Source organism: Acinetobacter sp. WCHAc060006 (assembly GCF_004209135.1).
Taxonomy (GTDB): domain Bacteria; phylum Pseudomonadota; class Gammaproteobacteria; order Pseudomonadales; family Moraxellaceae; genus Acinetobacter; species Acinetobacter cumulans.
In genome coordinates this window covers 1-12,149 of sequence record NZ_SGSS01000034.1, presented here as the reverse complement: position 1 = coordinate 12,149, position 12,149 = coordinate 1, and the positions used below count along the sequence as shown (strand labels likewise).

10 protein-coding genes are annotated in these 12,149 nt (G+C 40.4%); 6 read left to right on the top strand and 4 right to left on the bottom strand.

Annotation, left to right across the window (positions count from 1 at the left end; genetic code table 11):
• The first annotated feature begins 106 nt into the window (after positions 1-106).
• On the top strand, positions 107-745 hold the full coding sequence (nfuA, locus tag EXE29_RS15090) for a Fe-S biogenesis protein NfuA (protein WP_106985763.1): 639 nt from the start codon (positions 107-109) through the stop codon (positions 743-745).
• A 506-nt stretch (positions 746-1,251) separates the two neighbouring features.
• Complete coding sequence (locus EXE29_RS15085; protein WP_120364973.1) at positions 1,252-3,306, top strand: TonB-dependent receptor domain-containing protein; 2,055 nt, start codon at positions 1,252-1,254, stop codon at positions 3,304-3,306.
• A gap of 51 nt (positions 3,307-3,357) precedes the next feature.
• On the opposite strand, the gene EXE29_RS15080 is transcribed toward EXE29_RS15085, so the two are convergent.
• Positions 3,358-4,365 (bottom strand): hypothetical protein, encoded by a 1,008-nt coding sequence (locus EXE29_RS15080; RefSeq protein ID WP_117007663.1) that lies wholly within the window; start codon positions 4,363-4,365, stop codon positions 3,358-3,360.
• 15 nt (positions 4,366-4,380) lie between these two features.
• Positions 4,381-5,421: an alpha/beta fold hydrolase gene (locus EXE29_RS15075; protein ID WP_120364972.1), complete on the bottom strand. Its 1,041-nt coding sequence runs from the start codon at positions 5,419-5,421 to the stop codon at positions 4,381-4,383.
• 485 nt (positions 5,422-5,906) lie between these two features.
• On the opposite strand from EXE29_RS15075, the gene EXE29_RS15070 reads away from it, so the two are divergent.
• Positions 5,907-6,521: a carbonic anhydrase gene (locus EXE29_RS15070; RefSeq protein ID WP_106985759.1), complete on the top strand. Its 615-nt coding sequence runs from the start codon at positions 5,907-5,909 to the stop codon at positions 6,519-6,521.
• 67 nt (positions 6,522-6,588) lie between these two features.
• On the opposite strand, the gene EXE29_RS15065 is transcribed toward EXE29_RS15070, so the two are convergent.
• Positions 6,589-7,230: an arylesterase gene (locus EXE29_RS15065; protein WP_120364971.1), complete on the bottom strand. Its 642-nt coding sequence runs from the start codon at positions 7,228-7,230 to the stop codon at positions 6,589-6,591.
• A 24-nt stretch (positions 7,231-7,254) separates the two neighbouring features.
• On the opposite strand from EXE29_RS15065, the gene EXE29_RS15060 reads away from it, so the two are divergent.
• Together EXE29_RS15060 and EXE29_RS15055 are read left to right on the top strand one after the other, a co-directional pair.
• Positions 7,255-7,980 (top strand): ABC transporter ATP-binding protein, encoded by a 726-nt coding sequence (locus EXE29_RS15060; protein WP_120364970.1) that lies wholly within the window; start codon positions 7,255-7,257, stop codon positions 7,978-7,980.
• Positions 7,981-7,982: 2 nt separating this feature from the next.
• Positions 7,983-10,463 (top strand): ABC transporter permease, encoded by a 2,481-nt coding sequence (locus EXE29_RS15055; protein ID WP_120364969.1) that lies wholly within the window; start codon positions 7,983-7,985, stop codon positions 10,461-10,463.
• An 89-nt stretch (positions 10,464-10,552) separates the two neighbouring features.
• On the opposite strand, the gene EXE29_RS15050 is transcribed toward EXE29_RS15055, so the two are convergent.
• On the bottom strand, positions 10,553-11,383 hold the full coding sequence (locus EXE29_RS15050) for a rhomboid family intramembrane serine protease (RefSeq protein ID WP_120364968.1): 831 nt from the start codon (positions 11,381-11,383) through the stop codon (positions 10,553-10,555).
• A 78-nt stretch (positions 11,384-11,461) separates the two neighbouring features.
• Between EXE29_RS15050 and mtgA the strand changes: the two genes are divergently transcribed.
• The gene (gene mtgA, locus EXE29_RS15045) at positions 11,462-12,136 is read left to right on the top strand and encodes a monofunctional biosynthetic peptidoglycan transglycosylase (protein WP_106985754.1); all 675 of its coding nucleotides are present in this window, start codon (positions 11,462-11,464) and stop codon (positions 12,134-12,136) included.
• Positions 12,137-12,149 lie beyond the last annotated feature (13 nt).

The following is a 12,149-nucleotide window of genomic DNA, read 5'->3' as shown; positions in this document are numbered from 1 at the left end:
GCTTTAAAGTGAACTTTCAAGATAATTCCGACAATTTTGGTTGATTTTTTTCTACTGAACCGCATCTTCAGGTAAAATAGATAATTCAGCATGAGGAAATATTGTTATGTCGACTGAGAACACCAGCACTGTAGTTGCAGAAGAGATTCCAAATTTATTAATTACACCCAATGCACAAGAGTATTTAAAAGACTTGTTGGCGAAACAAAATACGCCAGGTATTGCGGTACGTGTTTTTGTGGAAAATCCTGGAACACCGCGTGCTGAGTGCTGTATGGCGTACAGTGCACCAGAAGAAATTGTGCCTACAGATTACAAGCAAGATTACCCAGACTTTGCAGCTTATGTTGATACCCCATCTATTCCATATTTGTTAGATGCTGTGATTGATTACAACAAAGACCGTTTTGGTGGTCAGCTGACGTTCCGTGCGCCAAACTCTAAAGTGCCACGTGTAGGTCCAGATGCTTCTGTAGAAGAACGTATTACTTATGTTTTACAGTCAGAAATTAACCCAGGTCTTGCAGGCCATGGCGGTAACTGTGCTTTGGTCGAAGTGGTTGAAGACGCAGAACATGGCTTAACTGCGGTGCTTAAATTTGGTGGTGGTTGCCAAGGTTGTTCATCAATTGATTTAACTTTAAAACAAGGCGTGGAAACGACTTTAAGACAACATGTCCCAGAATTGATGCGTGTAGTGGATCAAACAGATCACAGTAATACTGAAGGCGCTTATTTTAAATAAGCACTTAGAAATTAAAAAAATAGCCTCAATTTGAGGCTATTTTTTTTGTGCCACATTTTATGACAGCTACATTTGGGTGTTATAAAAATGGTGTGTAGATACTTGCTTGACCATTGGACAGTCCACATTCTATCCATTGAGGGGGGAGTACTGTTGCTAAGCTTAAAGTAATAAAAATAATAAGCTTGTTTTTATTCAGTGCACTGCTTTCGTAGGTTAAATAAAATGCACGTGAAATTTGGTTATTTATTTACCTTAAAATATGGCCAAATGAGTATACAAATAGAAGAGACCCTAGTAACTTGGAAAAATCACCATCTCACTTAGCGTGTCGAAAAACCTCACTTTAATAGGATAATGAGTTTCATTTTTTATTGTTGAGGATATGAATTATTAATTAATAATGAGAATAATTATTAATTATAATTGCATTACGTTTGTATTTTGTTACACTGAGCCCCGAAAATCAAAGACCATCCATAGATAGTAAGTAAGGGCATACGAGTATGAATAAGCCATTGATTCGTTCAACTTTAGCATTTGCAGTTGCATCAGCATTCACTGCGCAATTACAAGCAAATGAGCAAAATTCTGCTGTTCAAGAGAATGTGACAAAACTTGAAACCATTGTTGTAACAACCGCTGGCGGTTTCGAGCAAAACATTGCCGATGCACCTGCTTCAATTTCAGTGATTACAGGTGAAGAATTACAAAAAAAATCATATACCGATGTTATTGATGCCGTGAAAAATATGCCGGGTGTTTCGGTGCAAGGGGGCGGTAACAATAAAGAAATTACCATTCGCGGGATGGGGGCAAGTTATACCAAGTATTTGGTGAATGGACGTCCTGTAAGTGCTGGCCGAACAGTCAATGGTAATGGTACAGATGGCGGTAAAATTGGCGCATATTTACCACCTATTGATATGATTGAGCGTATTGAAGTGGTACGTGGCCCAATGTCTTCATTGTATGGTTCAGATGCAATGGGCGGTGTTATTAATATTATTACTAAAAAAGCCTCATCAAGCGATTGGCACGGTAGCATCTCTCCCGAATATACAAAATCAGATAACGACTATGCCAATGACAGCTACGGTGTTGGTTTTTATGCGACAGGCCCGCTGATTAAAGACAAACTCTCTTTGAGCTTGGATGGTAATTTCCAAGGCAATGATGAAAGTGATTATATTGGTGGCGAAGGACAAAAATCAGGTTCAAGTGAATCTGAGAAAAAAGTCAAAAAACTGGGCACTGAATTGGTGTGGAGTGTCGATGAAAACAACGACATTGGCTTACGCTATGATTTTAGTGGGCAGCAATACACCACAACTTTAGGTAAGAGTGTTGGTACAGTAGCAGAAGCGTCTATCAATGAAAATGAAAAAGAAATGTATACCTTAACCCACAAGGCACATTACGATACATTTATCCTTGATTCATATTTCCAAGACGAAAAAACCAAGAAAGTGTATAGCGGCGCAGTTGCGGATCGTAAACAAGAAGACTTAAAAGTATTCAATACACAAGGGACATTCTTCTTGGGCGACCATACTTTAACAGTGGGTGGTCAGTATCAAACAGAAGAAATTACCGATACGACCAATGGTTTAGCGAGTGTTACCGGTGTAACTTCGCTTGAACGTTGGTTATTTGCATTGTATGCAGAAAATGAGTGGAACATTACTGATGATTTTGCTTTAACACTGGGTGCTCGATTCAATAAAGATCAATATTTAGGTGGCGAAATTACCCCGCGAATTTACGGTGTTTATCATTTAACGGATGCTTTGACTTTAAAAGGTGGTGTAAGCACAGGTTATAAACAACCAACCATCAGCCAAATTTCTGAAGGTTTTGGTAGCCGTACTGGTAAAGGCAGTGGCGTGATTATTGGTAATCCAAACCTTTCTCCAGAAAAGAGCACAAGCTATGAGTTGGGCTTTAATTTTTCAGATCCTAGTTTGGGCCTCAATACCAGCTTAATGGTCTTTAAGTCAGACTTTAAAGATAAAATTGTTGAAGACCGCTTATGTGAAACACCGGGAACCACAAACAGTTCACCTGTAGAAGATTGGAAATGTGAAGCGAATGGTAAACCTTACCGTTTTGTTAGCCAAATGATGAACGTGTCTGATGCTGAAATGAAAGGTGTTGAATTCACATTAGATTATGACTTACTGGATAATTTAAGTGCGAGCACAAGCTATACTTATACTGAATCTGAGCAAAAAAGCGGTGAGTTTAAAGGTCAGCCTTTAAATAAAATGCCAAAGCACATGCTTAACATTGGTTTAGATTATGATGTTTCAGATCGTTGGAATACATGGATGGATTATAACTACCGTGGTAAAACCAGTGATTACTTAAGCCGTACGTCTATGGCGAGTGGTACACCAGCTTATGGTACATTTGATGCTGGTGCAGTATTTAAAGCCAGCGAAAAGTTGAGCTTAACAGCTGGGGTTTATAACTTGGCCAATAAAGAAATTACCAATGGCGAATACGACATTGTGTTGGATGGTCGTAGATATACTGTTGGTATGAATATCAAATTCTAATTTGCCAATAAAAAAGCCGCTTAAAGCGGCTTTTTTATTTGATCTGTTTGCTTATTTAGATATGGCTAAAATTTTTAAAGTTTCGGCTGCATAATAGAACTGCTCTAAATAATGGCGTGAACGTTCGCGTAACCAACCTGAAGCGATCATTTGCTGTATGACAGGTTGTAGCAGTGCACTTAATTCATGTTGAATTAGCGCTTCATCAATATTTAAATCGCGCAGCAATAAGTCAAAAGGGCGCTCCGCATTACGCACATACCATGCATACACACCATCATGCACTTGTTGTTTTAAATACTCACTTTGACGAATAAAATCCCAAATTTCTGCACCCATGCCTACAGTGGCTGGGAGGTCTTGAACTTCAATATAATTTTTAAGTACAGACACAGGCATTGCTTTGATTTTATGCCAAAGATTGGCTTGGAAATGATAGAGCTTATGGTCATCAAAGTGCTGATTTAATACAGTTTCACTCATTTGGCTGAGCTTTAGAATATTTTTTTGTAAGTACTTGGCAACTGCATCATCTAAGTTTGTATCGGTGACATTTTCCAGTACAGATTTACCCATTTTCATAAAGCGTGATACGCCGGGTACGCTTTTGGCCAGTACTGAGTTATCCAGATAGTCTTGAATGGAATGCTGTATGAGCTGGCTAATCATGGCTGAAAAAGCAGGATTATTCACCATGGTTTTAATCAGGCGTTGACGATGTCCACTTTTACTTGCGACATATTGCGCAATTTTATCTACGGTGAGCACAGGGATAATATCGGCAATTGTTGTGCTGTCATTGATGGGATGCACCAACGCAAATTTGATATGTTCTGCAATTTGTTCGATTAAAAAACCAGAGGCCGGTGTTTGTAATATTTGCTTTTCAATCAGGCCATGAATCTGTTCAAAAGACCACAGCTGTTGGAGTGGCTGTTTGCGGAACCATTGATAAAAATGAACAAACTCAGTGTCGACAGTAGGGCTTTGGCTAAAAGTGTGATCTAAAAAATTAAGTTGAGCTTCAATGAGCTGCTCAATCATAGGGTGCTTTTGCATACTGTCTGGGTGTACCTAATTTAAAGGAATGAGTTTATCCGTAAGCGGATTGATAAATTTTTGGCTTTTGGCCAGAAAGGGTAAATAGTGATTCGCCACTTCCTGATCAGCCTCAATAATCGGCATGTGGCCGACATTATTAAGAATGACAGGAGCTTCAGCACGTTTCAATAAAGATTTTAATTCATTTGCCGCTTCGACGTTAATAATCTTGTCTTGCTTGCCCCATAAAATTAAGGTGGGTGCTTCTACATTTCGCGCCAAGCGTGCAAAACTATCAGGTGTGTAAATTCGATTAAGTGTAATAATTTGCTCAATCATTTTTTGTGTTTGAGGCGACTGAGCAATAAGGACTTTCTCTTGGGCTTGTTTGAGTTTAAACGGTACATTTGGTGGTTGTTGCATCAGCTGATGACTGACTTCATCTAAATCACCGGGTTTGCTCACAATGAGGTTTTTTAAAAAATACGGGTCTTTGCTATAAATAGTATTGGCTTTTTTATATATGCCTGCACTGTTGATCAAAAATAAACTTTGAGTATCGAAGGGGAATTGTGAAGCATATAAAGTCGCAATAGAACCACCTAATGAATGTCCTGCGATATTCAGCTTATTTTCAACATCAATTTTAATTACAAATTGACGCAGTTGCTCGGTCACATTGGGGACAGAAATATCAAAATCGGAAGGAACTTGAGTGTCACCATTGGTTGGTAAGTCTGGAATAATCACATGATAGTAAGGCGTAAGATAATGTGCCACACGATTCCAATTGTCGCGGTTACCTGCAAGACCATGAATCAATAGGATTGAAGGTGAACTTCGAGAACCTCCCTCGTTATAAGTCCACTTTACGTTGCCTACTTGTATGCTCTTCGATACTAAGCCAGCGGCTTTACGCTGTTGGCTTAAATAGTCTTGTAAAATATAAGGCGTGGTAAATGTTGACGTTGGTTGCGTCGTTTGAGCAGCTAAACTTGAGATACTTGTTGTACACGCCAAACACAGTCCAGCGAGTTGAAGGATCCTTTGTGCTGTCAAATGCAATCCTTTCATTGACATTCACCCCTTAGAAATGTGCTAAAAATTATTATCGTGATTCGTAGATCAATTTATTGATTGCAAAAAATGCTTTAATTGAAATGACTTATGCTTTTATTTTAATGAAATCGCGTTATAAGTCACGATTTTGTTGTGAACGTGGCGTGAAAAACACAGCTTAAAATGTGATGGAGTTAAATAAAATATGTGTTTTAGGTGTGCATACAACATTGTTGCATTGAGCGAGTTTTCATTCACTTTGATTGTGCTCAGAATGTATGAAGTTGTTCAGTCCAGATCGATGCTATTCATTTGAATCGGCATAGCTCTTGCATGAAGAATCTTTTCTTATAATGTGCTTGTGCGAAGTGGTGTGAGATTGAAATAAGTGATAAATGTAACAAAATATTATAAAAAAATTACGCACTATTGCTTTTTGCAAGTGACATTCAAAATAGGCAAGCATAAAATATGTTAACTTCAAATCAGGGTAGAAGAACATGCTAACAGCAGAAGAAGCTTTAGAACGTTTAAAAAAGGGTAATGAACGTTTTGTCAGTGGTCAAACACAACACCTTAAGCTTTTGACGCATCAAGAGCGTGCAGCGATGGCAGAAAGCCAAGAGCCGTTTGCAATTATTTTGGGCTGTTCAGATTCACGTGTACCTGCCGAAATGGTTTTTGACCAAGGTCTGGGCGATTTGTTTGTTATTCGTGTTGCAGGGAATATTGTTGCACCATCTCAGGTGGGTAGTGTGGAATTTGCAGCCGATAGCTTTGGCTGTCCATTGGTCATTGTATTAGGTCACACCCACTGCGGCGCAATTCATTCCACTATTGAAGCATTGATGAATCCAGCAACACCACCATCAGCGAATTTAATGTCGATTGTGAACCGTGTACGCCCATCTGTAGAAATTTTACTGCAAACTGAATTAAAAGATGATTTAGATAAATTGTCAGTGCATGCAGTACGTTCAAACGTATTTGCTTCGGTAAATCAGTTACGTCATGGTTCTGCTGTGCTCGAAAACCTAATTGCTCAAGGCAAATTAAAAGTAGTGGGTGCGGAGTATTCACTCGAAACAGGTAAAGTAAGTTTCTACGACTTTTAACTGTTGATAGATTCTGCATAAAAACAAAAGGCGCTATGTTTAGCGCCTTTTTCATGCCTCAGTTTTGCTATAAATGACGCTTAATATAGGGATAGGCATTATTCAACAGCAGAGGCTGTGCTTTGGCATTTGGATGAATTTGGTCGCTTTGGATCAAGTTTTTATTGCCCGCAACGCCTTCTAAAAAGAAGGGCAACAGTTGAACCTTGTATTGCTGACTCACAGTTTTGTAATTATTTTCGAAAGCCTTACTATAGGCTTTGCCATAGTTCGGTGGAATCTTCATGCCAAACAGCACCACCTTGGCTTTAGCTTGCTGACTCTTTTGAACCAATTGTGCTAAATTTTTTTCAATCATTTTTGGTGGTTGCCCACGCAAGCCATCATTACCACCTAATTCAATCACCACAAGGTCTGGACGGTGTGTTTGCAACAGTTTGGGTAAACGCGCTAATGCGCCACTGGTGGTTTCGCCACTTACACTTGCATTGACCACTTTATGTTGTTTCGGATACTGTTGGTCTAAGCGCTTTTGTAGCAAATTTACCCAGCCTTGCTGTGCGGGTATGCCATAGCCTGCACTTAGACTATCACCCATAATCATAATGGTTTTAGCCTGTACGTACACAGGGAGCATACTCAAACTAAAGAGTAGTGCACATGGCACAATAGCGATTTTAACTTTAAATTTTTGCACACGTTTTAGCATATAAGCCCGCATATTAGGAAAATTATGAGCCAATCTTCGACTGATAAATCCATCATGCCACAGGCAATTATTTCTGCCCAGCAACTGACACAAAAGATAAAACTTGCAGATAAAGAATTATGTATTTTTGAAAATTTAAATTTAGCTATTCATGCAGGTGAGCAAGTTGCGATTACAGGGCGTTCTGGCTCGGGGAAGTCTACATTATTAGGGATTTTAGCCACCTTAGATCAGGCCAGTTCTGGGCACTTACAGGTTTGTGGAGAAGTAGTTGAAACACTCAATGAAGAACAACGTGCTGTGATTCGCCTTAAACATATTGGTTTTGTCTTTCAGTCCTTTCAGCTTTTACCACACTTAACAGCACTTGAAAATGTGATGTTGCCTTTACGTTTAGATGCCAAATTTCATTATGCAACAGCAGAGCAAAAGGCACTCGCTTTATTGGAGCGTGTAGGTTTGACGCGACAAGCGGCTCAAACACCCAAGGTTTTATCTGGCGGTGAGCAACAGCGTGTAGCGATTGCACGCGCATTGATTCGGCAGCCTAAAATTATATTTGCTGATGAACCGACAGGTAATTTAGATGGAGCAACAGCCAAAGAGATTGAACAATTGCTGTTTAATCTAAATCGTGAGTTGGGGACTACCTTGGTGTTGGTGACCCACGATCAGCAGTTAGCACAGAAATGCCAACGCCATTTTGAATTGCATGATGGCCAGCTCATTGAGCATATAAAGGGGAGCTAAGCATGAATGCATTATTTAGCCCTTTACTGCGTCAGAGCTTTCAAACCACTGGGGTTTATTTACTGATTATTGCCTTAACTTTGGCCATCAGTGCCACTACGGCACTCAAGTTTAGCAATGAGCAAATACAACATGCAGTGGCGTTACAAGCGGCTGAAATGTTGGCTGCTGATTTGGTGCTGAACGATACGCAGCCTATTGCTCCAAAATGGCGGGAGCAAGCGCAGGGGCTAGGTTTAAAGCAATCTGAAGTGACGGTATTTAGCTCAATGGCTCATACAGATGAGCAGTTTGTGATGGTCAATGTAAAAGCCATACAAACCAACTTTCCATTGCGGGGTGAACTGACGATTGAGCCCAAAGCTCAACAATTACAGTCAGGTGAAGTCTGGTTGAGCCAACGTGCGATGGATTTGCTCAAGGTCAAATTGGGCGATCGTATTGCAATTGCGGACGGCCAATTTCGGGTGAGTGGCAAAATTTTACATGATTCGAATCAGGAATTGGGCTTTAGTGGTTTTTCCCCAACAGTCATGATTGCACAGCAAGATGTAGTAAAAACCAATGCGATTCAACTGGGCAGCCGTATTGATTACCGCGTGTTATTGGCGGGGGAGCCGAAGGCCATACAACAGTATGAGCAAGACTTTAAGCAGTTTAAAAACCAACAAAAGACTCAATCTACACAGGTCGCACAAACTGAAGATGAACAGCAGGCAGGACTTCGCTTAAGAAATGCCAGCGAAGGCAATACGCGCTTAATGAAGCCGATTGCGAATTTAGATACATTTTTACAGTTGGCCAATATTTTAACCATTTTGCTTTGTGGTATTGCCATCGCACTGAGTAGCCAACGCTATATTTTGCAAAATCAAAATCATATTGCGTTACTGCGTTGTATGGGGGCTTCTAAGGTTCAGATTTTTAAGGCCTACTTATTCTTGTTATTGGTGGTCTTTGCTGTGGCAATGTTATTGGGAAGTATTGCTGGCGTGGTGCTTGGCTACGGCTTATTACAGTTGATGATGCAGTTGATTCCACAGCTGAATGTTCCTTTTTCTGCATTTGCCATGTTGTGGGGACCATTACCGATTGCTTTATTGACTAGTGCCACGGTGTTACTAGGTTTTGTGTTGCCTCAGCTTTGGCAACTCCTCAACACGCCACCTATACGTGTGATTCGACAACAAGAAAAGTCTGTGCAGTCTATGTTATTGGTTCTGTTTTCAGGCATGCTTAGCCTCATTATTTTTAGTGTGGTATTGACGGAAAATCTTGTGCTCACAGCATGGGTGATGGGGGCTATTTTAGTACTTTGTGCTGTGCTGTATGGCTTGATTTGGGGTTTACTGAAATTTATTCGCCGTTTGAAACTAGGCATTTCTGCTTATGTACGAACGCCGTATCAGACTGCATTTCAAATTACTGCATTGGCTTTGGGGCTGAGTTTAATCACGGTATTGGCCGTGCTCCGCACAGATTTATTGGAGCGCTGGCAACAACAATTACCCGTAGGTACGCCAAACCAATTTGTATATGGTCTACCGCCGTTTGAGAAAGATGCATTTCAGCAACAACTGAACCAACATGGCTGGAAAGGGACACCGCTATATCCAAATGTACGTGGGCGTTTGGTGGCCAAAAATGATCAACCTTTTGCCACGCAATTGGTACAACACAATAATTCATTACGCCGTGAGTTGAATTTGACCCAAGCCAGCACATTTCCAAGTGATAATGTCATTGTGAGTGGGGCCAAACAATTTAGCCAGTCGCATCAGGTTTCTGTAGAAGCAAAAACAGCAACAGAGCTTGGCATTCAAATTGGTGATCGACTGACTTTTAGTTTACCTGAGGGCGTATTACAGGCCACGGTGATTAACTTGCGCAGTGTAGAGTGGGAAAGCTTTAGTCCGAATTTCTTTTTTATCTTTTCACCACAAACGATGGATGCAAACGCGGGTAGCTATTTGGCCAGCTTTTATGTACCACCAGCGCAGAAGCCTTTGTTAATTGACATGATTCAGCAATTTTCCAATACGGTGTTTATTGATGTGAGTTTGGTGCTGGATGAAGTAAAACGTATTGTCGGTTTATTGGTTCAAATTATCAGTATTTTGGCATTATTGGTGGCACTTTCAGGCATCTTGGTGCTTATTGCATGTTTAAACTTGTTAATGGATGAACGTAAGCGTGAAGTCGCTTTGTTGCGTTCATTTGGAAGCTCTAAGCAAAAGCTGAAACGCATGCTTAGTTTAGAAATTGGCTTCATGGGGTTTATTGCGGGTGTGGTTTCCTGCTTTTTTGCAGAAGTCATTAGTGCAATCGCCAGTTATAAAATGGAATTGGTGCTACAGCCTCATTGGGAAATTTGGTGGATCTTACCGCTGTGTATGACGCTAGTATGTATGCTGATCGGACGTTATCGACTTAGTTATTTAAGTGACATTCCACCGCTTCAAAGTTTAAGAGAACTGAATTAGGTGTATTAGCATCTATTTGAGTTTAGTACATAAAAATGCAGCCCAAGTGAATGATCATTTGGGCTGCATTTGTTGTAACAAGCGTAATTTTAGGCATGTGGTTGTTGTATAGATTGCGTCATCCATTGCAGTAGTTCATGCCAAAATGGTGCAATGGTCGCAACTTTAATTAGGCAATATTGATAGACTACCCAGCAGATTATGCCCCCTGCAATGAGCGCGATCAATTGAATGAGGCGCGGGCGTTGAATTTTTTCACCCCAATACCATGCCAATGCCAAAAAACCACCCATGAGCATGCCACCAATATGGGCGGCATTATTAATCCCACTGATGGTAAAGCCCATGGCTAAGTTAATCCCCATGACCATTAATAAGGTTTTTTTATCCAGTAAAAAACGCTGGTTAGGTAAGTTTGGGAATAATGAAATAACAGTCAATGCAGCACCTAGCCCCATTACCGCACCTGATGCACCTGCACCGACACTGGGGAGTAAACTTGGATTGGCTGTGCCAATTTGCAACAACTCATAAGAATCCTGAATTGCCACATAGCCACTGAGCAATGAACCACTTAGGCCAGCCAGCATATATAGGCCAATATAGTAATAACGTCCTAACATTTGTTCTGCAATATTGCCAAAGATATACAATGCCCACATATTGAGTGCGAGATGAATCAGGCCAAAATGAAAAAACATGCTGGTAAATAAGCGGATGGGTTCCGCTAAATAACTTAAAGGTGCATAATCAGCACCCCAACGAATAGCATCCGCTGTACTTGGGCTCGTAATATCTATGCCATGTAAAACTTGCCAAGCAAATAAACCGACATTAATGGCAATCAGCAGTGCAGTAAACCACCACAGTTGAAGGTTGGTTTTGTTGCGGTGGATTTTAGGGGGCGCGTATTCAGGCATGCTATTCTTTTGCTGTGATTATTCGTTTAAAAATAAGCTTAACACGAAAATAGTGAGATTCAGGAGCAACAAACTGACATGAAAGCCTTTATTGTCCGATCTTTGTTAATTCTAGTCAGTGTGGTGCTATTGATTCAGCTTTGGATCTTTTCAAGTTTAGTCTGGTGGCGTACAAATCCAGTCGACACCACCATGATGATGCGTTTGGATTATTGGTCAACTCAGTCTAAACCCATTCAGCACGAATGGCGTGATTACGATCAAATTAGTGATTATATGAAACACGCAGTTGTGGCTGCCGAAGATGGTAAATTTTTACAGCATAATGGTTTTGACTGGGCGGGTATGCAGTTTGCCATGGAGCGTAATAAAGACAAAGGCAAGGTGGTTGCTGGCGGTTCAACCATTTCACAGCAATTAGCGAAAAACCTATTTTTATATAATAAGCGTTCTTTTATGCGTAAGGGCCAAGAAGCGGTTGCAACGTGGATGATGGAACGTATGTGGTCTAAAGAACGGATTTTAGAGGTTTATCTGAACTCGGTAGAGTTTGGCGATCATATTTATGGGGTGGAAGCGGCAACGCAACATTACTTTGGTAAAAGCTCAAGAAGCTTGAGCCGTGAACAAGCTGCATTTTTAGCAGCGATCTTGCCCAATCCTAAATATTATCAAGATCACCGCGATGACCGTAAATTAAGATATCGCAAAGGCCTTATTTTAAAATATATGCGTTATAGCCATATTCCTTAATGGTTTAAAAATA

Coding starts and splice junctions, on each gene's coding strand:
- nfuA (WP_106985763.1), top strand. CDS start 107: ATGTCGACTGAGAACACCAGCACTGTAGTTGCAGAAGAGATTCCAAAT.
- EXE29_RS15085 (WP_120364973.1), top strand. CDS start 1,252: ATGAATAAGCCATTGATTCGTTCAACTTTAGCATTTGCAGTTGCATCA.
- EXE29_RS15080 (WP_117007663.1), bottom strand. CDS start 4,365: ATGCAAAAGCACCCTATGATTGAGCAGCTCATTGAAGCTCAACTTAAT.
- EXE29_RS15075 (WP_120364972.1), bottom strand. CDS start 5,421: ATGAAAGGATTGCATTTGACAGCACAAAGGATCCTTCAACTCGCTGGA.
- EXE29_RS15070 (WP_106985759.1), top strand. CDS start 5,907: ATGCTAACAGCAGAAGAAGCTTTAGAACGTTTAAAAAAGGGTAATGAA.
- EXE29_RS15065 (WP_120364971.1), bottom strand. CDS start 7,230: ATGCTAAAACGTGTGCAAAAATTTAAAGTTAAAATCGCTATTGTGCCA.
- EXE29_RS15060 (WP_120364970.1), top strand. CDS start 7,255: ATGAGCCAATCTTCGACTGATAAATCCATCATGCCACAGGCAATTATT.
- EXE29_RS15055 (WP_120364969.1), top strand. CDS start 7,983: ATGAATGCATTATTTAGCCCTTTACTGCGTCAGAGCTTTCAAACCACT.
- EXE29_RS15050 (WP_120364968.1), bottom strand. CDS start 11,383: ATGCCTGAATACGCGCCCCCTAAAATCCACCGCAACAAAACCAACCTT.
- mtgA (WP_106985754.1), top strand. CDS start 11,462: ATGAAAGCCTTTATTGTCCGATCTTTGTTAATTCTAGTCAGTGTGGTG.